Here is a 22,633-nt window from a genome sequence, read left to right on the forward strand (position 1 = left end):
GGCTCATTCGCCCGGCAGGATGCGGACGGCATAGAGGTTCACGCTCGCATCCCCGCCGGTAATGTCGCTGTTGAGCAGCAGCTGGCCTGGCTCGCTTGGCGAGAGCGAGCCTTCGAACTCCACCTGAAACAGGACGTCGGTGCGCTCCGACACCGTGAAACGGTGGCGCCCGCAGCCCCCCATCGTGCCGAAGTCGCATTCGACGGTCACCTGGACCGGCTTGTCACCGACCGCCTGCAGCGTCATGGCGATCGTCGATGTCTTGCCGCCCATTTCACCGAGAACATCCGGTGATACCGCGATCTCGACCGCGCCGTCACGCTCGGGATTGGTGGACGTGACGCGCACCGCCGGACCTTCGCTCGTGCTCACCGCCTCGAAACGGCCGGCCGGCCCCGCCGAAAGCTTTTTCGTCTCGGCCGGCGCGAAGACCGCGCGCCAGTCGGCGGTAAAGCGGCTTTGGGTGTCGAGCGCCTTCTTGATCGGGTCCTCCCCGGCAAAATCCTCGCCCGAGACCGTCGCCGGCGGCGTGGAATTGTCCGCGCCGTTCTGCAACTCCTCGAGCAGACCGCTCGTCTGCACCCACCAGGCCAGGGCGCCGAAGGCGGCAATCAGTGTGGCGACCACCAGCAGGAAGGAGAACAGCCGACCGCGGCGCTTGCGCGGCTTGGCAGCGCGTTCAGGCTTGAAGTCCGTGGCTTCCGCCGCAGCCGCAACGTCGCCGGCGCTCGCCGCCTTGCCGCCCTTGCCAAAGCCATCCGCACGTTCCGGCCGGATGGCACCGATATCGCTGGTCGCGGGCCGTTCGGCCTCCACGCGCCGTTCCGTCTCGACACGCGGCCCGGTATCGAGCACCGGCTCAGGCCTTATCTCACGTTCGACGCGCATCACCGGCTCCGGCCGCGTCTCGACGACCGGATCCACGCGAACGTCATGATTGGGAATGGCGGCGAGCCCGGCGCGTTCTTCCGCCTCGATCTGGTGAATGGTCGCTTCCAGCCGGTGGCGCTGAGCGGTGATCGTCTCGGGATCACTGATCTCCTGCTTGCGCAGGCCCGCCTCAAGCGCATTGCGCGCCGACTGGTAGATGCGCGCCCGAACCTCGGCATTGGCGCGTTCGGAGCGCGCCAGCGCGTTTCTGATTGCCGTTTCCAGTCCGCTCACATCCGACCCTTCTGCGGGAACCGCCCAACACGCGGCGAAGATACACCTGTGGAAAGAGCCCTACTTTCCGGCTTTCGTTAGCTTTTGCGTAACGTTTGCCGGGAATTTGCGCAAGCCTTCCCGCGGAAACTGCCCGCCCTTCACCGGGGAAAAGCGATGGCGGGACGCCACGCACTCCGCCGAGCCGGACCTTTCCGCCGTCCCGGCCGGAGACCCCGCCCCCTTTTTCTTTCCGGGGGATTCCAGCACCCGTCCGCACATGTGTGTCGCCGCCGGCAGGGAGGCAGCCATCGCCCCTTTTCAGAACACCATCCCGCTGCTATGGTTTTGACGTTTCCGTAAACGTCAAAAATACAGGACATCCCTCATGGCCCTGCCCGCGATTCTCAAGGACAAGCTGCGCCTGCCCGTCGTCGGCGCACCGCTCTTCATCGTCTCGCATCCCGCGCTGACCCTCGCACAATGCAAGGCCGGTGTCATCGGCGCCTTTCCGGCCTTGAATGCCCGCCCGGAATCCCAGCTCGACGAGTGGCTTGCAGAGATCACGGAAGGCCTTGCCGCGCACGACGCGAAGAACCCCGATCGCCCCGCCGCCCCCTTTGCCGTCAACCAGATCGTCCATCGCTCCAACACGCGGCTCGAGCATGACCTTGCCATGTGCGTCAAATACAAGGTGCCTGTCGTCATTTCCTCGCTCGGCGCCGTGCCGGAGGTGAATGCAGCGATCCATTCCTATGGCGGCATCGTGCTGCACGACGTCATCAACAACCGCCATGCCCAATCGGCGATCCGAAAAGGTGCGGACGGGCTCATCGCGGTTGCCGCCGGCGCCGGCGGCCATGCCGGCACGCTCTCGCCCTTCGCCCTGGTCCAGGAAATCCGCGAATGGTTCGACGGCCCTCTCCTGCTGTCCGGCGCGATCGCGACGGGTGGCGCGATCCTCGCGGCCGAAGCGATCGGCGCCGACATGGCCTATATCGGTTCGCCCTTCATCGCGACGAGCGAGGCCCGCGCCAGTGAAGCCTACAAGCAGATGATCGTCGACAGCGCCGCAGCCGACATCGTCTATTCCAACTATTTCACCGGCATCCACGGCAACTACCTGAAACCTTCGATCATCGCGGCAGGTCTCGACCCCGACCATCTGCCTGAAGCCGACCCCTCCAAGATGGATTTCGACAAGGCAACGACGGGCGCAAAGGCCTGGAAGGACATCTGGGGCTGCGGCCAGGGAATCAGCGCCGTCAAGGCGGTCGCCCCCGTCGAGGATCTCGTCACGCGGCTGGAACACGAGTACCGCACCGCCAAAAACCGCATCCTTGCGGCCTCAGCCCCCTGATTTTGCTGTATCGCACGGGAAAAATGCGGAAGTTGAAACTCCCCGCTTGAAATCTCTTCCCATTGCGGTTATCAGCGCACCCATTCCGGTCCCGACACGCTTCGGGACCCGGCAAGGCCGCTTTAGCTCAGTTGGTAGAGCACGTCATTCGTAATGACGGGGTCACGTGTTCGAGTCACGTAAGCGGCACCACTTCCTTCTCCCCCCGATCTTTCCGTCATAACACGGGCACGTATTAATCGACGCTCTGCGGTCGGAAGGCCGTTCATCTGCATTGCGCCGCGAGCAGCCTCCTCTCGGGGCATCACCCGGCATCTGCGTGCCATAGCCCGCTGCAAGTGAAGGGCCGATCCGCCCGCGCCAGACCAAAATGGACGGAGACGCCTTCAGCGTGCCCTCGTAACCTCTGCCGCCAGGACAGACGCATCAGGTCCGGGCGAGCCGAGAGGGACACGCTATGATCATTTCAAGCGGCGCGGAAACGCAGGTCAACACCTACACTTTTAGAACGCAGGATTGCCAGCAGGCGGTCGCGCTGTCAGATGGCGGCTGGGTTGTCACCTGGAGGTCCGATAGGCAGGACGGTTCCCTTTCAGGCATCTACCAGCAGGCTTACAATGCCGATGGCACGACACGCGGCGCTGAAAGCCGCGTCAACACGGAAACCGTCGGCGAACAGGACCACGCCCAGATTTCGGCATTGGCGGACGGCGGCTGGGTCGTCACATGGGTGGCCTCTCAGCAGAACACCAGCAGCGCCGAGATCCACCAGCGGGCGTTCTGGATCAATGAAGCGCCCATAGTGCAGACCATAGCCGCCCAAACGGCGACGGAAGCCCGGCCGTTCAAATTCACCTATGCGGCGAACACGTTTGTCGATCCCAATGCCATGGACAAGATCACCATCACCGCGACGCTCGCAAACGGCGACCCGCTGCCGTCCTGGCTGGTCTTCAATGCGGCGACCCGCACGTTTTCCGGCACGCCTGGCTACACCAATATCGGCGCGATCGGCATTCGCGTGACGGCAACGGATATGGAGGGCGAGACCGCTGTTTCCAGCTTCACCCTCACCGTCGAGAAGGAGACCCCGCCGGCCAAGACGATCAAGGGAACCTCCGACGATGACACGCTTGTCGGCGGCAGCCAGAAAGACGCGCTCTACGGCTACGGCGGCGACGATATTCTCGATGGGAAGGCTGGCGCCGACGACATGCGTGGCGGCATCGGCGACGATATCTACATCGCCGACAATGCCGATGACTATGTGGAGGAAAAGAGCGGGGAAGGCACGGATCTCGTCAAGGCCTCCGTCGATTCCACGCTCGGCGCCCATGTCGAGAACCTGAAGCTCACCGGCACGGCATCGATCGACGGAACCGGCAACGAGCTTGCCAACACGATCACCGGCAATGCCGCAAGCAATACGCTCTCCGGCGGCGCGGGCGACGACAAGCTCCTTGGCAACGATGGCGACGATGCGCTTTTCGGCGGCAGCGGCAACGACGTGCTGGCCGGTGGCAATGGGGGCGATGCGCTCTATGGTGGCACGGGCAAGGACGCGGTCTATGCCGGCGACGGCGGTGACAAGGCCCATGGCGGCAGCGGGGACGACCGCCTCTATGGCGGGGCCGGCAGCGATGCGCTTTCCGGCGGAAGCGGCAGGGACGCACTGTACGGCGGCGCGGGCAGCGACAGGCTGAGCGGCGGGGCCGGGGCCGACAAGCTCCACGGCGGCGGTGGGGCCGACATGTTCATCTTCGCGTCCCTCAAGGACAGCACCGTCGCCGCAGCCGGCCGTGACACGATCTTCGATTTCAGCCGCAAGGAAGGCGACAGGATCGACCTGAAGGGCATCGACGCCAGCACGACAGCCGGCGGCAACCAGGCCTTCAGCTTCATCGGCGCGGATACGTTCAGCAAGACGGCTGGAGAACTGCGCTACGAGAGGAAGGATGGCGGCACCTATGTCTATGGCGACGTGAACGGCGATGGAAAGGCGGATTTCTCGATCCGTATCGACAGCGCCATCGACTTCACCAAGGCCGATTTCCTCCTTTGATCGCGGCGGGGGGCCGGCTGGCTCCGGGAAGGGGTTGCTGGCCTTTCCGGGGCCGGCCGGCGTTGCAGACGGAGTCGGCGACGCTGCGCCGGCATCGTGCGCTCACATCTCGGCCTGCGTCAGCGTCGTGCCGTTTCCCTGCTTCTTCAGGCGGCTGGCGGCCATGGCATAACCGCCGGCCGCGCCGTCGATGAAATGCATATGGTCGCGCCGCATCGCCGTCGGCACGAAACAGGTCATCAGCGCGGAATCCTGGCGATGCAGGCCGAACCGGCAGATGCCGGCATCTGCGGCTTGCTCCAGCCGCGTTTCGATCTGGCGAAGCCGGTCCGGATCAACGTCGATGGTCATCTTGAGGCCGTCGTCGAACTTGCGGAAATCAGCGTTGCGGGCAATGTCCTGCTTGTAGATTTTCGGGTCGAAGCGGCCGAGCGTCAGGCCAAGGCGAAACAGGCCGACCGTGAGAAAATATTGCCCGAGGATGAAAAGCCGGTGCCGGATGCGCCGATCCTTCGGCGCGGTTTTCGTCTCCACCGACAGGCCCACCGCCGACAGGCCGATCTCCGGGCCCTCCGGCGGCACGGGATGGCCCTCCCTTTCCTCACCGGATGCGAGCGCGACGATGTCGAGCACCATCGCCTGAAAGGCCGGCACACTGGCCGAGCCGACGGGAACGGCGATGATCGAGACGATGGAACCGTGCCGGGAGCGGATCGGATTCCAGCGGCAGGAGAGCCCCGCGAGGTCCGGACGGGCGCCAGGCGAGGCCGGGGGAACGGCATAAAGGCCCTCCCTCATGCGGGCCTCGGCCCAGCTCGATCCGCCACCGGCAAACATCGCATAGGAGAGGTCGGGCGTGACCTGGAAACGGGCGACGCGGGCTTCGACACCCGCCGCCGCGATATCGGCAACGGGAACGAGCGCAGCGCGCAGCGTCAGCTGCAGTTCTTCGCCGACCCAGCTCTGCACCGCCGAGAGGGCGCTGCGGGCCTTCTCCACGCCCGAAAGCGGAACGGCGACGACCGCGCCGTCTCCGCCGAAGACGAACGGGAGGTCATTGCTGCCCACCGCATTGAGAATGGCCGAGATGACGCTGGCGCCGGCCATGTTGACCGCCTTGTAGCGCCCCGCCTCGATGGCACCGGTGGAATCGACGATATCGGCCGTCGCAAGCGCCCAGTCGGATGGCAACGGCCGATAGTTCCTGCCATCCGCCACGCCGGCGAAATCGACGAAGACGGGAAGCGTATTGAAGAACGTTTCGCTGGAAGGTTTGTTCATGTGGCGAGGCTAGCATATTCCCGCACGGCAGACGACGGCCCGGGCTTTGACCGCATCCGCAAACCCATCGGCACGATGGGTTTGCGGGCGGAAGAAAGGCGGAACTGCAGAACTGCACCCCGATGCAGACCTTCAGTCGCTCTCGTTGCATTCGGTGATTTCGCAGACGGATTCCTCCGTCGTGCGGTTCGCGCATTCGTTCAAGGCCCGTTCGCGCGCGGCGCCCTCGTTGTCGTAGTCGTAGCTGTAGCCGTAGGTCCCCTCTTCGGATACGGCAATGCAGCCCCAGGCAAGTGCCGAGCTGTGGGATACGGCAAGAGCCGTCGCAAGGACCAGGGCCGCAAGCCCTGTCCGCTTCATGGATGTCATGTGGAAGTCCCCCAAGTTGCGCGATATGCGCGGAGGAAGACTATGGCGGCGGCGGGGAAACTTGCAAGCGAATACACGGCAAGCGTCCCGTCATTTCAGTCCGGCTTTTTTTAATCCCAAAACGGATCTGGCGGCGTTGGCGTGCAGGGCTCCTTGCCCGCATCAGCCGACATTGCGCTCCGGGTCGGACCGTGGCGGCACCTCCGCATGGGGGTCGAGGATGATCGCGGAGGACGGCTCCGTCGCGTCGACCTCGCGAATCCACTCGCGCCAGATGGCGACGAGGAGAGCCATGAGGACCGGGCCGATGAAGAGGCCGAGGAAGCCCATGGTCTTCACCCCGCCGATGAGGCCGAAGAAGGTGGGCAGGAACGGCAGCTTGATCGGGCCGCCGACAAGGCGAGGACGCAGCGTCTTGTCGACGATGAAGAGTTCGACCGATCCCCAGACGAAGAGCGCAAGACCCGCGACGGGCGAGCCGCTGGAGACGAGATAGACCGAGACCAGCGTGAAGGAGAGCGGTGCGCCGCCGGGAAAGAGCGCCATGATGCCGGTGAGGACGCCGAGCGTGACCGCCGAAGGCACGCCGGCAACCCAATAGGCGATGCCGAGCACGATGCCCTCACCGATGGCGATCAGCGTCATTCCTGTCACGGTGGAGCTGATCGTCGCCGGCACGATGCGGGATATGCGCTCCCAGCGCATCGGCAGGATGCGCTCGCCGAGCCGGTCCACCTGGCCGGCGAAGGACTGGCCATCGCGGTAGATGAAGAAGAGTGCGATCAGCATGAAGAGCATGGCGAGCAGCAGGCCGAAGGCTTTGCCGCCGGCGGCAAGTGCCACCCGGTAGATATTGCCGATATTGGCGCCGCTGACGATCTGCGTCAGTTCGCCGATCGCGCCGGGATGATCGAGGAAACGCGTCCACTGCATGTCGAGCCAGCCGCCGACGACCGGCAGCGCGCGAATCCAGTCCGGCGTCGGCGCGCCGGTGCTGTTCGTCTCGACGGCCCAGCCGATCCACTCGCGAACCTCGTGGAAAGCGTAAGTCGCAGCGAACATGATCGGCCCGACGATGAAGGCGAGGATCAGGAGGATGGCGATGGAAGCGGCGAGCGTGCGGTTGCCGTTCACCTGGGCGAGCAGGCGCGAATAGAGCGGCCAGCTTGCAAAGGCGATGACGAGGGCTGCGAGCACCGGCACCACAAAGCCGTGGAAGAAATAGATGCCGGCGAAGACGATGAGCACGAGGAGCCAGCGCGCCGCCGAGATGGGCGATATGAGCGCGACGCTGCTCGGGCGCGCCGCGCCGAGAAACCGAGGCTCACTTCTGCGATGTTCCTGATGCAGCAAACGCGTCTACTCCCATGAGGCCCACGCTTGGGGCCGGGCAACCTAGATAATGTGTAGCCCAAGAATGTTAAACATATACGCGGTTTTTTCGGCGAAGGCGCGCTGAGACGCCGCAGGCACAGCAGAATCGTGGCGAGCACAGCGGGAAGCGCCTGCATTTATTGACGTTTACGTCAATGTAATATAGCGATGTCTCTTGATGGCGCCTTTCAAAAGCATCATCTTGTCCCTACGAATGGTTGGAGGACCGTTCGCGCCGACGGGACGGATGACGCCCCGCGCGCAACGAGGAGGAGCATGCATGACCGCCACGATCGAAGCCCCTTCCACTGAGCCCTCCGGCCGGTTCTGGCTGGCCTCCTATCCGGAGGGCATGGCAGGGCAGATCGCGCCGCTCGGCCACACCTCCATCGGCGCGCTTGTCGAAAGCTGCTGCGCGCAATACGCCGACCGCCCGGCCTTCACCAGCATGGGCAAGACACTGACCTTCCGGGACTTCGAACTGGCCTCGGCGAAGATCGCCGTCTGGCTGCAGGCACGAGGGCTGGAAAAAGGCGACCGGGTCGCGGTGATGATGCCCAACATCCTGCAAAATCCCGTCATCATCTTCGGCATTCTGCGCGCCGGCCTCGTGGTGGTGAACGTCAATCCGCTCTATACGCCACGCGAGCTCGAGCACCAGCTCAAGGATGCCGGCGCCAAAGCGCTGTTCGTGCTGGAGAATTTCGCAAGCACCGTCGCACAGGTCGTCGCGCGGACGGCGGTCAAACACGTCGTCGTCACCACGATGGGCGACATGCTCGGGCTGAAGGGACTGATCGTCAACCTCGTCGTGCGCCGGGTGAAGAAGCTGGTGCCGGCCTGGTCGCTGCCGGGACATATCCCCTTTGCCCTGGTGATGGCGGAAGGTGCGCGTGGCCGCATCAAACCGGTCAGCATCGGGCCTGACGATACCGCCTTCCTGCAATATACCGGCGGCACGACTGGCGTCTCCAAGGGGGCGACGCTGACCCACTCCAACCTGCTCTCCAACATGGAGCAGATCAAAGTGTGGATCGAGCCGACCTTCCGCATCAAGAAGCGGCCGGACCAGCTCGTCTTCATCTGCGCGCTGCCGCTCTACCACATCTTCGCGCTGACGGTGAACGGGCTGATGGGCATCGCGCTCGGCGGCCACAACGTGCTGATCGCCAATCCACGCGACATCCCGGCCTTCATCAAGGAGCTGGCCAATATCCGGGTGCACATTTTCCCGGGCCTCAATACGCTGTTCAACGCGCTGATGAACAATCCGGATTTTTCGAAGGCCGACTTTTCCGAACTGGTGCTGACGCTCGGCGGCGGCATGGCGGTGCAACGGCCGGTCGCCGAACGCTGGCAGGCGATGACGGGCTGCGCGATCACCGAGGGTTACGGCCTTTCGGAAACCTCGCCTGTCGCGACCGCCAACCGCTTCGACAAGCCGGAATTCACGGGAACGATCGGCCTGCCCCTCCCCTCCACCGACATCGAGATCCGCGACGACGATGGCAGGACACTCGGCCTCGGAGAAGTCGGTGAAATCTGCATTCGCGGCCCGCAGGTCATGGCCGGCTACTGGCAGCGGCCGGACGAGACGGCCAAGGTGATGACGCCGGATGGTTTCTTCCGTTCCGGCGATATCGGCTTCATGACGCCGGAAGGCTTCACCAAGATCGTCGACCGCAAGAAGGACATGATCCTCGTCTCTGGTTTCAACGTCTTCCCCAACGAGGTGGAGGAAGTCGCAATGTCGCTTCCGGGCATCCTCGAATGCGCAGCGATCGGCGTGCCGGACGAGCACTCTGGCGAAGCGGTGAAACTCTTCGTCGTAAAGAGGGACCCGGCAGTGACGGCGGCGGACGTGAAGGCCCATTGCGCGGCAAACCTCACCAATTACAAGCGACCGAAGTTCATCGAGTTCCGCACCGAACTGCCGAAATCCAATGTTGGCAAGATATTGCGCAAGGATTTGCGGGGCTGAACGAGCGAGAGTTAAACCGATTTAATTTTTTCGGTAGAGTGACCTTTGCGGTCTTGATTTGGATAGGACAAAGCGACTAGCTAGCGGCATCGTCAAAAGCCAAGGACCACGCCGATGAACGCGCTTGTCGAAAAGCTGAAATCCATCGTCCGCGACACCAACGCCACAGACATCCGCGCCGCCTTCGCGGCCGACCCGCAGCGCTTCTCGCGCTACAGCACCACACTCGGCGACTTCCTCTTCGACTATTCCAAATGCGCGGTGAACGACGCCGTGCTCGACGCGCTGGAGGCGCTGGCGAAGGATGCCGGCGTCGAAAAGAAGCGCGACGCCATGTTCTCCGGTGAGATCATCAACATCACGGAAGAGCGCGCCGTGCTGCACACCGCGCTGCGCAACCGTTCGAACACACCCGTCCTCATCGACGGCACGGACGTCATGCCGGACATCAACGCCGTGCTCGACGCCATGGGCGCTTTCGCCGACGGCATCCGTTCCGGCGCGCTGAAGGGTGCGACGGGCAAGACGATCACCGACGTCGTCAATATCGGCATCGGCGGCTCGGACCTCGGCCCCGTCATGGCGACGCTGGCGCTGGCGCCCTACCACGACGGCCCGCGGCTGCACTTCGTTTCCAACATCGACGGCGCGCATATCGCCGATACGCTGAAGCTTCTGGACGCGGAAACGACGCTGTTCATCGTCGCCTCCAAGACGTTCACGACGATCGAGACGATGACCAATGCCGCGACGGCCCGCAAATTCATCGCCGATGCGCTCGGCGACGCCGCTGTCGGCCACCATTTCTGCGCGGTCTCCACGGCGCTCGACAAGGTCTCGGCCTTCGGCATCGGCGCCGACCGCGTCTTTGGCTTCTGGGACTGGGTCGGCGGGCGCTATTCGATCTGGTCGGCCATCGGCCTGCCGCTGATGATCGCCATCGGCAAGGAGAACTTTGCCGAATTCCTCGCCGGTGCCCATGTCATCGACACGCATTTCCGCGAGGCGCCGATCCGCGAGAACATTCCGATGCTGCTCGGGCTCATCGGCTTCTACAACCGAAATGTTCTGAACTATCCCTCGCGCGCCATCCTGCCCTACGACCAGCGCCTGTCGCGCTTCCCGGCCTATCTCCAGCAGCTCGACATGGAATCGAACGGAAAGTCCGTGACCCTCGACAGCGAACCGGTCAAGTACAAGACCGGTCCGGTCGTCTGGGGCGAACCCGGCACCAATGGCCAGCACGCCTTCTACCAGCTCATCCATCAGGGCACCTCGATCATCCCGGCCGAATTCATGATCGCCGCCAACGGCCATGAAAAGAACCTGCGCCACCAGCACCAGCTCCTCATCGCCAACTGCCTGGCGCAGTCCGAAGCGCTGATGAAAGGCCGCACGCTCGAGGAAGCCAAGGCGCAGCTCACCTCCAAGGGCATGGACGAGGCGAAGGCGGACAGGATCGCGCCGCACCGTGTCTTCGATGGCAACCGGCCGTCGATCACGATGGTCCATGACAGCCTGACGCCCTTCGCGCTCGGCCGCCTGATCGCGCTCTACGAGCACCGCGTCTTCGTCGAAGGCGCGCTCTTCAACATCAATTCCTTCGACCAGTGGGGCGTGGAGCTCGGCAAGGAACTGGCGACCGGGCTGCTGCCGGTCGTGGAGGGCAAGGAAAGTGCTGCCGGCCACGATTCGTCGACGGCTGGCCTCGTCGCCGCGCTCCTAAAAGCGGCGAACTAACGAAGGCTGAGACGGCGTGCCGCGAATGCATCGCGCGGCACGCGGGTGAGATTGCTGAAAAATTCACGACCGCAGGCGCGCCAACTGTAGGTCATGGCACGGCCGCGCGCGGCGTCCTTCGGGACATCGAGGGCGGCGAGGGCGGCTTCGCGAAGATTTTCCGACAGGGCGCCGCCCTCGCCCAGAACGTCGCGCGGCGCCGTCACCGGGAAGGCGGCGACGGGAACGCCGCTTGCCAGCGCCTCCAGCATGACGTTGCCGAACGTATCGGTGCGACTCGGGAAGACGAAGACGTCGGCCGAGGCATAGACCGATGCCAGGTCCTCACCGGTCTTGCGGCCGAGGAAATGCACATCCGGATAGCGCTGGCGCAGCGTTGCGAGATCCGGCCCGTCGCCGACGACGACCTTGCTGCCCGGCAGGTCGAGACCGAGGAAGGCCGGCAGGTTCTTCTCCACCGCAACCCGCCCGACATTCAGGAAGATCGGCCGCGGCAGGCCGAGGTCGCGGCGCTTGACCGGATCGAACAGTTTCGTATCCACACCGCGCGACCAGCGCTTGATGCGCACGAAGCCGCGTGCGGCCATTTCCGCGGCGAGCGATTTGGTCGCCACCATCATGCCGTCACCGGCATTGTGGAAGCGGCGCAGCCACCAGTAGCTGACGCTTTCAGGAATGGGCAGGCGTGCACTGATGAACTCGGGAAAACGCGTGTGATAGGCCGTGGTGAAGGGTAGCTGACGTTCGAGGCAGGCGGCACGCGCCGCCATGCCGAGCGGCCCTTCGGTGGCGATGTGGATATAGTCGGGCGCAACCTTCTCCATCTCGGCGAGCACGCGGCGCCTGGAGGTGATCGCCAGCCGGATCTCCGGATAGGACGGCAACGGCACCGTCGTGAATTCCTGCGGGGTCAGGAAGACGACATCGACGCCCTCTTCCGCCATCGAGCGGGCCAGCTCTTCGAGCGTGTGCACCACACCGTTCAATTGCGGCCGCCAGGCATCCGTAACGACGAGGATGGTCGGAGCCCGTCCATCGGAGCGGGCAAGAGGGAGAGAATCTGGAGCGGTATGGTCGAGCATGGCCCCTTTGACCATGCTGCGATGACAGGTGAATGAAGGCTCAGGCGAGCCCGATTTCCTTCGCCCAGGGCGGGTTCGCCCCGGCGCGCGACACCGTGACAGCCGCCGCCTTCGCGCCGAGCGCCAGCACCTTGGCGATCTGGTCTTCGGAAAGCTTCGCCACCTGATCCTTGGTGAGGAGGTTCTGCATCTTCAGCGAGGCCAGCACGCCGGCATCGAACGTATCGCCCGCACCGACCGTATCGACCACCGTGACGCGCTCGCTCGGCACGACGACCTTGTGGTCCGCCGTGTAGCCGACCGCGCCTTCCGCGCCACGCGTCACGACGACGAGCTTTGCGCCGTGGTGCAGCCAGTGGCAGGCAAGCGCATCTTCGTCCCCTTCAAGCCCGAACCAGGCAAGATCCTCGTCGGAGAATTTCACGATGTCGGCCATGCCAGCCATGCGGCGGATGCGACCCATATGGGCGGCCTTGTCCTTGATGAAGCCGGGGCGGATGTTCGGGTCGAGCGAGATGACGCGTTTTTCGTGCTCGCGCGCAAGAAGTGCCTCGTAGGTCGAGCCGCAAGGTTCCGGGATCAGGCTGATCGCGCCGAAATGCAGGGCCTCGCAATCATCTCCGAGCGCCGGCAGTTCGGCCTCGGTGATCATGCGGCCGGCGGTGCCCTCGTCGTAGAAGGCATAGGTGGCGTGGCCATGTACAAGCTTGACGAAGGCGACCGTCGTCGGGCGGGAGAGCGTTGCACAATAGCTGTAGTCGACGCCGCTTTCCGCCAGCGTTTTGCGCAGGATGTCGCCCATCATGTCGTCGGAAAGGCCGGTGAAGAAGCCCGTCGGCACGCCGAGACGGCCGAGCGCGATCGCCGTGTTGAAGATCGCCCCGCCGGCATAGGGCGCGTAGGCGTCCTCGCCCAGCGTCGTCGTCCGCGGCAGCATGTCGATCAGCGCTTCACCACAACACAGGATCATATCGGTCCTCCCAAGAGATTTTCAATCGATTTAAACGATCCAGGCGAAAAGCGCCAGAGGCTTTTACGACGTCGGCAGTTCCGCGACGCCGCCATGGGCGGCGGACCAGGCAAGCGGTGCATCGAAGAACGCGGCGACGGAGCCGAGCGTCGCATCGTCAAAGAGCTTTTCCGCACGCGCCACGGCGAGCACGTCCTGCCAGGTGGCGATGCGGTGCAGCTTGACGCCGCCATTGGCATAGCGGGCCTCGGCTTCCTTGAAGATGCCATAGTAGAACAGCGACATGCCGTGATCGACCACGCCGCCGGCGGCGCGGATCGCATCGATGAAGGTAAACATGGAGCCGCCGACCGTCACCAGGTCCTCGATGACGAGTACGCGCGCGCCTTCCGGCATCACGCCTTCGATCTGCGCATTGCGGCCATGGCCTTTCGGCTTCTTGCGCACATAGACCATCGGCAGAGCGAGGCGATCGGCAAGCAGCGCTGCGAAGGGAATGCCTGCCGTCTCGCCCCCGGCAATCACGTCGATGCGCTCGAAGCCGACCTCGCGCGTCAGAGTGGCGGCGGCAAAATCCATGATCGCGGAGCGGATGCGCGGATAGGAGAGCAGTTTGCGGCAATCCATATAGACCGGCGAGGCCATGCCGGAGGCGAGCTTGTAGGGCTCTTCCGGCCGAAAATGCACCGCCTTGATCTCCCACAGCATGCGGGCCATCAGCTCCGCCATCACGCTCTTGTCCGGATAGGAATTGGAAAACATCGGCATCTCCCCACATGGCTGTTCGCCCGTGCGCATAGCAGCAAGAGCCTCCGCTTTCCAGCGGTTCGGGATTTTTCCCCGTAGCCCGGCAACAAAAAACCCTCCCCGGAAACCGGAGAGGGCTTTTGGAGGATCGGTGTATTCCGCTTAAGCAGCGACGGTCCTGGCAGCGCCGGAGCGGGCGTCGATCGAGTAGGCGCCCGGGCCGAAGGCGGCGAGCACGAGGAAGCCGCCGGCGATCGTGATGTTCTTCCACATCATCAGGCCGTTGAAGAGGGTCAGAAGACCGTTTGCGCCTTCCGGAAAGTCCGGAACGTTGATCGCGCCGCTGTGGAACACGAGTGCCGTGAACACGCTGAAGGCGGCGAGAAGATAGGCAGAGATCCGAGTCTGGAAACCGACAAGAATGAAGAGGCCGGCGACAAGCTCGAAGAGGCCGGCGAGATAGGCGAGCGCGGTCGCGGCCGGCAGGCCGGCGCCGGCGATCATGCCCGCGGTGCCCGAGGGATCGATCAGCTTGGGATAGCCCGCCGTGATGAACATGAGGGCGAGAAGGATACGTCCGACGAGGACGACGACGTTCTGTTGCATGGTAAGCTCCTGAGGCTTGGCGTTTGCGTTGGCAAAGAGATATCAGCTTTCGGTCGTCAAACTAGTCAGGCGATCAGACTACAGATCGTTCTCTTTTTGTGAACGATGTGCCTGTTCCCGGCGAAACAGAGAGGCGGCGCCCGCCATGCGACAAGGGGGCGTCACATCCTGCCTCTCTCCTTCCGGAGCCTTCATGCGCCCCTATCTTGCCGCCCTCGCCATCGCCGCCGCCTCTTTCGTTTTCACCGCCCCCGGCCATGCCGGCACGTCCTATGGTGAGGGCTACTACGGGCACTATCAGCAGACCTGCATCACCAAGCGCATCCGCATGGAAAACCCATATGGCAAGACCATCACCAAACGCGTCCGTATCTGCCAGTAGGCGCTCTCCCAGCAATCCCAAGGACCTGCCCGGAACTCTCCGTTCTTTTCTGTTGCAAGCGTCCGGCGGCTGGGCGAAGATTTCGGCAAGGCGGCGCGTTTCGTTTTGCATCAGCGCGGTCGGGGGCATCAGGATATGAACGAGATCAACAAAAGCGCCGCGTTCTGGCGTTCCTTTGCGATTTTCGAAGGGTTCAGCAAGGAAACGCTCGGCGAGATCGCCGGCATCGCCACCTATCGCAAATGGTCGGCCGGCACGGTGATCTTCCAGAGGGGCGATGAAGGCACCTATCTCATCGTGCTCGTCACCGGCCGCATCAAGCTTTCGCTGATCACCCCGCAGGGCAAGGAACTGTCGCTGCGCCAGCTTGAACCGGGCTCGGTGCTCGGCGAAATGGCGATCCTCGACGGCCAGCCACGCTCGGCCGATGCCACCGCCGTCGTCGCGACGGAAGGCTACGTCATTTCCAAGCGGGATTTCCTGGAAATCCTGATGCGCAACCCGACGGCAGCGCAGGCGATCATCCACTATCTCTGCACCAAGCTGCGCGAGACGACGGAGCAGCTCGAGACCATTGCGCTCTACGATCTCGATGCCCGCGTCGCACGTTTCTTCCTGGCGACGCTGCGCAACATCCATGGCGAGGAGCTGCCGGAAAGCGCAAATCTCCAGATTTCGCTGAGCCAGACGGAGATCGCCAGCATCGTCGGCGCCAGCCGGCCGAAGATCAACCGTTCGATCCTCGCGCTCCAGGAGGCCGGCGCCATCCGCCGCAACGACGGCATCATCCATTGCCATATCGGCCGGCTGCAAAACATCGCCGAGCCGGATGACGATTAAGCAGCCGGGAACGGCCGATCATGATCGCCAAGCGATACCGCCCCCTTCTCGCCGGCCTCATCGCGAGCCTTGCCGGAGCGCTGGCGCTGTTTTCGCTCGGCGAGACGGCGCTGGAGCGGCAGCGTGAATTCTATTTCGACGCGCTGACGCAAGGCGTGCCCCCTGAGGGGAGCGACCGGATCGTCGTCGTCGACATCGACCGAAAGGCGTTTCAGTCCGCGCCGAACCGCGACTGGACGCGCACCGAGACGGCCGATCTCATCGACCGCCTCGCCGCCGCCAAACCCGCCGCCATCGCTTTCGACTTCATCTTCAGCACCGATTGCGCCCCGGAAGAACCGGCAAATGCCGCGCTCGCCAGCGCAATCGCCAAGGCGCCGACCATCCTCGGCTTCCTCATCGGCGAGACGCCCGACGGGGCGCCGCATCCCGTGCCGGCGCTTGCGCTACAACGGCCTGTCGCGGTGCCCGACCTCTGGTTCATCGACGGCACGGAAAGCTCCTGCGCCTTCCTGCAGGACAAGTCGTCAGCGGCGGCAGCGGCCTTCCTCGTCGGCGACGAGGACGCTGTGGTGCGTCGCGTGCAGGCCTACGCGATCGTCGGCAATGCCGCCTATCCGGCACTCGGCGTGGAGGCAGCGCGGCTTGCGGCCGGTGCGCGCACGCCGGTTCTCGGCGGCAATCCCGTCTGGCTGCGGCACGATGCCCGTATCCTGCGGCTCGACGAGGACGGCAGCCTGCGTTTCGTGGCGAGCGATGCAGATGCGATCCGCGCGCGCACCTTTTCCGCCGGCGATGTCGTGGCGGGCGCGGTGCCGGCGGAAAAGATCGCCGGCAGGGTCGTCCTGATCGGCAGCAGCCTGCCCAATCTCGGGGGGCTGAGGACCAGCGCCTCCATGCCGCTCGAGCCGTCCGTGCAGATCCACGCGGATGTCGCGAACGCCATCCTCACCGACCACATTCCGGCGCGCGATCTCGGGCTCCTGCCGTTCGAGGCGGGCGTCGCCTTCCTCGCCGGTGCGGCGGCAGCCTTCGCGGCGGCACGGCTCCGCCCGCTCTTCGCCGCTCTTGCCGGTGTCGCGCTGGTCGGCCTCGTCTTCACGGCCTCGGTTCTGCTTTATGCCCGCACGGCGCTGCTCTCCGATGCGATCGGGGTTGCGCTTGTCATCGCTACTGCGGCGCTGGTCACCGGCCTTCTGCAATTTGCCCATGTGCGCCGCGCCGAAGCAACGGCACGGCAGCGCTTTGCGCAATACCTGCCGCAATCCGTCGTGGCGCGCTACATCGACAATCCCGACCTCGGCCGCGTTGCCGGCGAGGAACGACAGGTGACGGCACTCTTCACCGATATCGAAGGGTTTTCAACGCTGGCGCAAAAAATCGGCCCGCACGACCTCGTCAAACTGCTCGACATCTATTTTTCCGAGGTGAACGCGCTCGTCGCGCAGCATGGCGGCATGGTGGACAAGGTGGTGGGCGACGCGGTGCACGCGCTCTTCAACGCACCCGATGATCTTGACCGGCACGTCGACAAGGCGCTCGCCTGCGCCGACGAGATCCGCGCCCTGACCGAAGAGATGCGCCGCCGCCCCCTCTTTATCGAACGGGAGTTCGGGCGCACGCGCATCGGTGTCGAGACGGGCATGGCTGTGCTGGGCGAGGTCGGCGCAGGCGGCAAGCTCGACTATACCGCCCATGGCGATGCGGTGAACCTTGCCGCGCGGCTTCAGGACGCCAACAAGTTCCTGGGAACGCAGATCTGCGTCGGCCCGCGCGCGGCCGGGGAAACCAACCGCACGCTACGTGCCATCGGCGAACACGAGATCCGCGGCTTCGGCACGATGGCGCTGTTTACATTGGATTAGCGCAGAAGGGATGGCATGCCGTTGCCGCTTGTCCCCGTCTCCTCTCGGGGAGAAGGGAAGGTGCGGCAGCCCTCTCATTCCCCGATACCCGATCAACGGACGCCGGCGCTCGCATAGGCCTCGCGGATGCGGGCCTCGCCCCATTGCGTGACCTCGCCGGGAGCTGCGCCCGGCGCAGCGATCTCAACGCCCTGGCCGGGGCCGACCTCCTTGGTGACGCCGCCGCCGGAGACCTCGACGAGCCCATGTTCGACGAACACGGCGAAGGGACCGCGGCTGGGGCCGGCGAAAAACTTCGTGCCGCGCACGCCGATCATCCCGAAGGCGGTGCGCACGGTAAGGTCGATCTTGGCGAGGCCCTCCGGCCGGTCGAAAATCATCTGCCCCGTGCCGAGCTCGATCGTGCCGCCCTGCCCGGCGATAAAGGTGTCGATCAGGAGCTCCGTCTCGCTGCCGAGCAGAAGATTGGTATCCTCGCCGAGCTCCAGCGCGGCAAAGCTCTTCTTGCCGGTCGTCACGAAATCATGATCCATCAGGCTCGCGCCAGCCTTCAGACCCTCCAGCAGGTTTGCCTGCTTGCGGTTGACCTCGCCGGTGATCTCCACCGCCTTGCCGATCACGGCGTTCGCCTGGGTAGCGCGGATACCGATGCCCGTCAGCGCGAGCGCGCCCCCGGCCATGAAGAGCCGGCGGCTGAGACGGACCGGACGAAAAACCTTGAGCGCTTCCATTGACGTGCCTTTCACGCGCAGCCGAACCCGGCGGCATGGAATTGAACCTGAGCATCCGCTGCGCCTTCCGGCTGCGAAAATGCTCTCCCTCTTCTCTATACGCAGTTTCCAAGGCAAATCCGCAAGGTGTCCTACCGGAATTTTGCGGGCGCGGTGGATGTACCTCGCCTGCAATTCTTATGCTCCGCTCTCTTCCAGCTTTCTGTTCCCGCGGAAACAGCCTTGGTTTGCCAGACCTCTATGGTGCGGTCATCAACGAAGGGAGACGGATCATGTTCATGCGATCCAATGGAATGAAGACGGCTGGCCGCGCCCTTTTCTTCGCGGTCCTTCTCTCCGGCGTCGCCGGCGGCGCGTCGGCCAGCACGATCGAAGCTCAATGCGACGCGGCGGCCGGCAGCCAGTACGATATGACGCGCAACACGGCCTTCGCGTCGGTTGCCCGTGAGGACATCCGGATCGGCACGGCGCTGTCGGCCTGCCGCGAAGCCTATAATGCCGGCGGCGGCGCTCGCATGGCCTTCCAGCTCGGCCGCGCGCTGGAGCGCGCCGGCCAGGATCTCGACGCCATGAAGCTCTATGCCGAGGCCACCGCGCTCGGCCATACCGTGGCGATGGTCAATTACGGCGCGATGCTCGGCAAGCGCGGCGATCCCGTTGCCGAGTTCAATCATTACAAGAAGGCCGCCGAAATGGGCGACATGCTCGGCGCCTACAATCTCGGCGTCGCCTATCGCGACGGCATCGGCACCGACATCAACGGCGAGGAAGCCGCGCGCTGGTTCGACAAGGCGGCGGCAAATGGCGACGAGACCGCCGCCTTCAATCTCGGCGTGCTCTTCGACGACGGCAGCCTGATTGCCGAAGACAACGCACGCGCCGCTGCCTTCTATCGCCTCGCCGCCGAAAAGGGCGTCGTCGACGCCATGATCAATCTCGGCCTGATGCTGGAATCCGGCGAAGGCGTTTCGCAGGATCTTGCATCCGCCGCCGGCTATTTCAAGCAGGCCGCCGACCTTGGCGACAGCTACGGCAACTTGAAATTCGGCCTGATGCAGCAAAGCGGCAAGGGCATCGTCAAGAATGTCGAGCAGGCGGTGAACAGCCTCGTCGCGGCCTTCGAGATGCGTGACGTCGATCTGGAGGTCATCCTGCGCGATACACCGGAGCAGCTCAGCGCCGACGCCCGCCTCGCCATCAAGCAGGTGCTCGCCGAGCGCAAGCTGATCGCCGGCGCCGAGAATGCCGAGATCGACCCGATCACCCTCGGCGCCATCGAGAAGCACTACGCCGCGAAGTAAACGGCGAGGTCAGACGATCTCGCCGGCCTGCGGGCCCCAGGTGTCCGTCATGGCGAAACCGTTGGCGAGCGGATCGGTCGGATCGAGCGCGATCTGGTGCAGGCCGAAGGTCCAGCCGCGGCCGGTGATGGTGGGGATGATCGCCGTGCGGCCGGCAACGACGGTTTCTGCCGCCAGCCCCACCTCGAACTCGGAGCCGATGATCGAGCGCGAGCGGAACGTATCGCCGACCTTGGCGAGACCGCGGGCATGCAGGACCGCAAGATTGGCGGAATTGCCCGTGCCGCAAGGCGAGCGATCGACACGGCCGGGCCACATGGTTGTCGCGGTGCGCACCAGGCCATCGGGATCACGATCGCGGAACATGACATAGGCGACGCCGTTGATCTCGGGGATCTCGGGATGCACGACCGTCATCGATTTGTTGATCAGATCCTTCAGCGCCATGCCGGCATCGACCAGTGCGCGGGCATTGCCCTTCTCGATCTTGGTGCCGATCTGGTCGACATCGACCAGCGCATAGAAAATGCCGCCATAGGAGATGTCGAAGCGTACGCGGCCCCAGTGCGGCGTGTCGATCTCCACGTCCAGCGCCTCGACGAAGGACGGCACCATGGTGAGCTTGACCTTCTCGCAGCGCCCGTCGCGGCAAGTCGCCGTGGCCTTGACGAGACCGGCGGCCGTATCGAGCACCACCACCGTCTCCGGCTCCTTCATCTCGACAATGCCGGATTCCAGAAGCGCCGTGGTGACACAGATCGAGTTGGAGCCCGAGGAGGCATGCGCCTGGTCGGCCTGGAGGATGATGAAGCCGGCATCTGCCTCCGGACGCTTGGCGGGAACCAGAAGGTTTACCGAGCCGGTCGCCGCCGCGCGCGGTTCCAGGCAGAGGAAACGACGCAGGCTGTCGTCAACCGTGTTGATGTGGTTCAGCTGCTCGGCGATCGTGTTGCCGGGGATTTTCGGCACGCCGCCGATCGCCACCTTGCCGATTTCGCCTTCGCAATGAACATCCAGCAACTGGATCGTGCGCTTCCATCTCATGTCGGTCTGCTCCGTCTCGGCCAGGCTCGGCCCTTTTTACTCCCTGATATATCAGATTGCCGTGCATTCCAACAGCTTTTCACGCGACAGGTTCACACGCTACGAAAGGGCATCCGGCAATCGCCGGATATCATCCCTGCTGCGAGACCTCTTCATGACCAAGCTCATCGTCTTTACCGACCTGCATATGGTGCCCGAGGGATCGACCATTATCGGCCTCGATCCCTACAAGCGCCTGCTCGCCGGCATCGAACACGTCAACCGCTACCATGCCGATGCCGACCGGGTTATCTTCACCGGCGATCTGACGCACCGCGCGGACACGCAATCCTACGAGCGCCTGCGCGATCTCCTGTCACTGCTCGTGCCGCCGGCCGCCATCACCATCGGCAACCACGATTATCGCGAGCGCTTTCTCGAAACCTTCTCCTATGTAAAGCCGGACGAGAATGGCTTTGTGCAGCAGGTGATCGATTTCGACGATTGCCGCGTGGTGTTGCTCGATACACTTTTCGCCCCACCCTACGATTATCCGCGCAGCCATGCCGGCTATCTCTGCGAAACGCGCCTGACCTGGCTCGACAATACGCTTTCTGATGCCGGCGGGCGTCCCGTCCTCCTCTTCATGCACCATCCGCCGCACAAGACCGGCTTTACCGGGATGGACGCAATCCGGCTTTCCAACGAGGACGCCTTCTACGAAATCGTGCTGAAACACGGCAATGTGCGCCACATCTTCGCCGGCCACGTGCACCGTACGATCGGTGGCTCGCACCGCGGCATTCCTTTTTCGATCCTCAAGAGCCCCGTGCACCAGCAGCCGATGCCCTTTGACGCGCCGAACGCGTCGCTCTCGGTCGACGAGCCCGCGGCCTATGGCATCGTCGTCGTCACGGAAGATGGCCTGCAGGTACACAACGAGGACTACGAAATCGCACGGCGCGATTCGGAAATTGCCTGAGGGAGAGATTAACGCGCGTTACACATCGTGATGCGCCACCGTGTCCTGCACGGAACCGAAGACAGAAAGTGACGTTGTCTCTGCCGAAGGGGTGGGAAAACCACATTCGAAGGAGAATGACATGCGTAAGTTTCTGATGGCCGGCGCCGCACTGGCGCTCATCGGCGCCACCGCGGCCCATGCAGATGACGGCGACAAGGAAGTCCTCGGCGGTGCGGCTGGCGGCGCAGCGGGCGCGGCCGCCGGCGCCGTCGTCGGCGGCCCGGTTGGCGCCATTGTCGGCGGTGCCGTTGGCGTTGCCATCGGCGCGGAGGCTGCCGTGCCGGACGATGCCCGTGTCTACGTGCTGGAAAACCCGACACCGCCCGTCATTCTGGAAGGTCAGGTGACGTCGGACACGCGTTTTGACGACACCGTCACGCTGACGCCGATCCCCGAGCACCCGGACCTTGCCTATGTCTATATCGACAATCGCCCGGTGATCGTGCGCACCGGTAGCCGCCAGGTGATCTATGCACCGGAGGTCGAAACGACAGCCAGCATCTCCGCCGACATTCCGGAAGCGGCGATCACCTATGTCGAGCGCCATCCGCTGGAGCCCGTCGTGCTGGAAGGCCCGGTGGAGGCCGGTGCGCTCATCCCGGATACGGTTGAGATCGTCGAGGTGCCTGAGAGCCCGAGCTACGGGTACATCTATATCGATCAGCGCCCGGTTCTGGTCGATCGCAATACCCGTGAGGTCATCTGGGTCCGCTGACCCCACGGGATTTGCGAAGCGAGGGCGGCTCCTGCGA

The 22,633-nt window shown here is 64.2% G+C and carries 20 protein-coding genes and 1 tRNA gene; 11 read left to right on the forward strand and 10 right to left on the reverse strand.

Annotated elements, in window-relative coordinates:
- Positions 1–3: 3 nt before the first annotated feature.
- Positions 4–1,164, reverse strand: a complete 1,161-nt coding sequence (locus tag EXZ48_RS13760; RefSeq protein WP_130516464.1) for a biotin transporter BioY — start codon at positions 1,162–1,164, stop codon at positions 4–6.
- 367 nt (positions 1,165–1,531) lie between these two features.
- Between EXZ48_RS13760 and EXZ48_RS13765 the strand changes: the two genes are divergently transcribed.
- The 3 genes from EXZ48_RS13765 (at position 1,532) to EXZ48_RS13775 (ending at position 4,565) form a co-directional block, all read left to right on the forward strand.
- Positions 1,532–2,503, forward strand: coding sequence for a nitronate monooxygenase family protein (locus EXZ48_RS13765; protein ID WP_130516466.1), 972 nt, complete (start codon positions 1,532–1,534; stop codon positions 2,501–2,503).
- Between the two features lie 116 nt (positions 2,504–2,619).
- A tRNA-Thr gene (locus EXZ48_RS13770) sits at positions 2,620–2,695 on the forward strand.
- Positions 2,696–2,960: 265 nt separating this feature from the next.
- On the forward strand, positions 2,961–4,565 hold the full coding sequence (locus tag EXZ48_RS13775; RefSeq protein ID WP_130516468.1) for a putative Ig domain-containing protein: 1,605 nt from the start codon (positions 2,961–2,963) through the stop codon (positions 4,563–4,565).
- Between the two features lie 102 nt (positions 4,566–4,667).
- On the opposite strand, the gene EXZ48_RS13780 is transcribed toward EXZ48_RS13775, so the two are convergent.
- From EXZ48_RS13780 to EXZ48_RS13790, 3 genes are all read right to left on the reverse strand, one after another.
- Positions 4,668–5,846 carry a DUF3095 domain-containing protein gene (locus EXZ48_RS13780; protein ID WP_130516469.1) on the reverse strand — a complete coding sequence of 393 codons (1,179 nt, stop codon included), beginning with the start codon at positions 5,844–5,846 and terminating at the stop codon, positions 4,668–4,670.
- Positions 5,847–5,978: 132 nt separating this feature from the next.
- Positions 5,979–6,215: a DUF4189 domain-containing protein gene (locus tag EXZ48_RS13785; RefSeq protein ID WP_023512275.1), complete on the reverse strand. Its 237-nt coding sequence runs from the start codon at positions 6,213–6,215 to the stop codon at positions 5,979–5,981.
- A 162-nt stretch (positions 6,216–6,377) separates the two neighbouring features.
- Complete coding sequence (locus EXZ48_RS13790; RefSeq protein ID WP_245462081.1) at positions 6,378–7,496, reverse strand: AI-2E family transporter; 1,119 nt, start codon at positions 7,494–7,496, stop codon at positions 6,378–6,380.
- A 373-nt stretch (positions 7,497–7,869) separates the two neighbouring features.
- Between EXZ48_RS13790 and EXZ48_RS13795 the strand changes: the two genes are divergently transcribed.
- Both EXZ48_RS13795 and pgi read left to right on the forward strand, forming a co-directional pair.
- Positions 7,870–9,570 carry a long-chain-fatty-acid--CoA ligase gene (locus EXZ48_RS13795; protein ID WP_130516473.1) on the forward strand — a complete coding sequence of 567 codons (1,701 nt, stop codon included), beginning with the start codon at positions 7,870–7,872 and terminating at the stop codon, positions 9,568–9,570.
- 114 nt (positions 9,571–9,684) lie between these two features.
- Complete coding sequence (pgi, locus tag EXZ48_RS13800) at positions 9,685–11,310, forward strand: glucose-6-phosphate isomerase (protein WP_130516475.1); 1,626 nt, start codon at positions 9,685–9,687, stop codon at positions 11,308–11,310.
- On the opposite strand, the gene EXZ48_RS13805 is transcribed toward pgi, so the two are convergent.
- The 4 genes from EXZ48_RS13805 to EXZ48_RS13820 all read right to left on the reverse strand — a co-directional run bounded on the left by EXZ48_RS13805 (position 11,307) and on the right by EXZ48_RS13820 (position 14,715).
- On the reverse strand, positions 11,307–12,392 hold the full coding sequence (locus EXZ48_RS13805; RefSeq protein ID WP_130516478.1) for a glycosyltransferase family 1 protein: 1,086 nt from the start codon (positions 12,390–12,392) through the stop codon (positions 11,307–11,309). The two genes, pgi and EXZ48_RS13805, sit on opposite strands and share 4 nt — an antisense overlap.
- Before the next feature lie 40 nt (positions 12,393–12,432).
- Positions 12,433–13,362, reverse strand: coding sequence for a carbohydrate kinase (locus EXZ48_RS13810; RefSeq protein WP_130516480.1), 930 nt, complete (start codon positions 13,360–13,362; stop codon positions 12,433–12,435).
- Between the two features lie 63 nt (positions 13,363–13,425).
- Positions 13,426–14,124: an orotate phosphoribosyltransferase gene (locus EXZ48_RS13815; protein WP_130516482.1), complete on the reverse strand. Its 699-nt coding sequence runs from the start codon at positions 14,122–14,124 to the stop codon at positions 13,426–13,428.
- Between the two features lie 147 nt (positions 14,125–14,271).
- Positions 14,272–14,715, reverse strand: coding sequence for a DoxX family protein (locus tag EXZ48_RS13820; protein WP_024270215.1), 444 nt, complete (start codon positions 14,713–14,715; stop codon positions 14,272–14,274).
- A gap of 193 nt (positions 14,716–14,908) precedes the next feature.
- On the opposite strand from EXZ48_RS13820, the gene EXZ48_RS13825 reads away from it, so the two are divergent.
- From EXZ48_RS13825 to EXZ48_RS13835, 3 genes are all read left to right on the forward strand, one after another.
- Entirely contained in the window at positions 14,909–15,097 is a 189-nt protein-coding gene (locus EXZ48_RS13825; protein WP_023516357.1) for a hypothetical protein, read from the forward strand.
- A 135-nt stretch (positions 15,098–15,232) separates the two neighbouring features.
- Positions 15,233–15,937 (forward strand): Crp/Fnr family transcriptional regulator, encoded by a 705-nt coding sequence (locus EXZ48_RS13830; RefSeq protein ID WP_023516358.1) that lies wholly within the window; start codon positions 15,233–15,235, stop codon positions 15,935–15,937.
- Positions 15,938–15,960: 23 nt separating this feature from the next.
- Complete coding sequence (locus tag EXZ48_RS13835) at positions 15,961–17,802, forward strand: CHASE2 domain-containing protein (protein ID WP_371687657.1); 1,842 nt, start codon at positions 15,961–15,963, stop codon at positions 17,800–17,802.
- Between the two features lie 92 nt (positions 17,803–17,894).
- On the opposite strand, the gene EXZ48_RS13840 is transcribed toward EXZ48_RS13835, so the two are convergent.
- Positions 17,895–18,533: a FecR domain-containing protein gene (locus EXZ48_RS13840; protein WP_245462049.1), complete on the reverse strand. Its 639-nt coding sequence runs from the start codon at positions 18,531–18,533 to the stop codon at positions 17,895–17,897.
- 272 nt (positions 18,534–18,805) lie between these two features.
- Here EXZ48_RS13840 and EXZ48_RS13845 point away from each other — a divergent pair, with 272 nt between their 5' ends.
- The gene (locus EXZ48_RS13845; RefSeq protein ID WP_165909350.1) at positions 18,806–19,834 is read left to right on the forward strand and encodes a tetratricopeptide repeat protein; all 1,029 of its coding nucleotides are present in this window, start codon (positions 18,806–18,808) and stop codon (positions 19,832–19,834) included.
- 9 nt (positions 19,835–19,843) lie between these two features.
- On the opposite strand, the gene EXZ48_RS13850 is transcribed toward EXZ48_RS13845, so the two are convergent.
- On the reverse strand, positions 19,844–20,878 hold the full coding sequence (locus EXZ48_RS13850) for a proline racemase family protein (protein ID WP_023516362.1): 1,035 nt from the start codon (positions 20,876–20,878) through the stop codon (positions 19,844–19,846).
- A gap of 154 nt (positions 20,879–21,032) precedes the next feature.
- Here EXZ48_RS13850 and EXZ48_RS13855 point away from each other — a divergent pair, with 154 nt between their 5' ends.
- Both EXZ48_RS13855 and EXZ48_RS13860 read left to right on the forward strand, forming a co-directional pair.
- Positions 21,033–21,839, forward strand: a complete 807-nt coding sequence (locus EXZ48_RS13855; RefSeq protein WP_130516488.1) for a phosphodiesterase — start codon at positions 21,033–21,035, stop codon at positions 21,837–21,839.
- A 121-nt stretch (positions 21,840–21,960) separates the two neighbouring features.
- Positions 21,961–22,596, forward strand: coding sequence for a DUF1236 domain-containing protein (locus tag EXZ48_RS13860; RefSeq protein ID WP_130516489.1), 636 nt, complete (start codon positions 21,961–21,963; stop codon positions 22,594–22,596).
- Positions 22,597–22,633 lie beyond the last annotated feature (37 nt).

The organism is Shinella sp. JR1-6, assembly GCF_004284735.1.
GTDB lineage: Bacteria > Pseudomonadota > Alphaproteobacteria > Rhizobiales > Rhizobiaceae > Shinella.

Coding starts and splice junctions, on each gene's coding strand:
- pgi (WP_130516475.1), top strand. CDS start 9,685: ATGAACGCGCTTGTCGAAAAGCTGAAATCCATCGTCCGCGACACCAAC.
- EXZ48_RS13795 (WP_130516473.1), top strand. CDS start 7,870: ATGACCGCCACGATCGAAGCCCCTTCCACTGAGCCCTCCGGCCGGTTC.
- EXZ48_RS13825 (WP_023516357.1), top strand. CDS start 14,909: ATGCGCCCCTATCTTGCCGCCCTCGCCATCGCCGCCGCCTCTTTCGTT.
- EXZ48_RS13850 (WP_023516362.1), bottom strand. CDS start 20,878: ATGAGATGGAAGCGCACGATCCAGTTGCTGGATGTTCATTGCGAAGGC.
- EXZ48_RS13765 (WP_130516466.1), top strand. CDS start 1,532: ATGGCCCTGCCCGCGATTCTCAAGGACAAGCTGCGCCTGCCCGTCGTC.
- EXZ48_RS13840 (WP_245462049.1), bottom strand. CDS start 18,533: ATGGAAGCGCTCAAGGTTTTTCGTCCGGTCCGTCTCAGCCGCCGGCTC.
- EXZ48_RS13860 (WP_130516489.1), top strand. CDS start 21,961: ATGCGTAAGTTTCTGATGGCCGGCGCCGCACTGGCGCTCATCGGCGCC.
- EXZ48_RS13785 (WP_023512275.1), bottom strand. CDS start 6,215: ATGACATCCATGAAGCGGACAGGGCTTGCGGCCCTGGTCCTTGCGACG.
- EXZ48_RS13815 (WP_130516482.1), bottom strand. CDS start 14,124: ATGTTTTCCAATTCCTATCCGGACAAGAGCGTGATGGCGGAGCTGATG.
- EXZ48_RS13775 (WP_130516468.1), top strand. CDS start 2,961: ATGATCATTTCAAGCGGCGCGGAAACGCAGGTCAACACCTACACTTTT.
- EXZ48_RS13820 (WP_024270215.1), bottom strand. CDS start 14,715: ATGCAACAGAACGTCGTCGTCCTCGTCGGACGTATCCTTCTCGCCCTC.
- EXZ48_RS13810 (WP_130516480.1), bottom strand. CDS start 13,362: ATGATCCTGTGTTGTGGTGAAGCGCTGATCGACATGCTGCCGCGGACG.
- EXZ48_RS13830 (WP_023516358.1), top strand. CDS start 15,233: ATGAACGAGATCAACAAAAGCGCCGCGTTCTGGCGTTCCTTTGCGATT.
- EXZ48_RS13805 (WP_130516478.1), bottom strand. CDS start 12,392: ATGCTCGACCATACCGCTCCAGATTCTCTCCCTCTTGCCCGCTCCGAT.
- EXZ48_RS13780 (WP_130516469.1), bottom strand. CDS start 5,846: ATGAACAAACCTTCCAGCGAAACGTTCTTCAATACGCTTCCCGTCTTC.
- EXZ48_RS13855 (WP_130516488.1), top strand. CDS start 21,033: ATGACCAAGCTCATCGTCTTTACCGACCTGCATATGGTGCCCGAGGGA.
- EXZ48_RS13845 (WP_165909350.1), top strand. CDS start 18,806: ATGTTCATGCGATCCAATGGAATGAAGACGGCTGGCCGCGCCCTTTTC.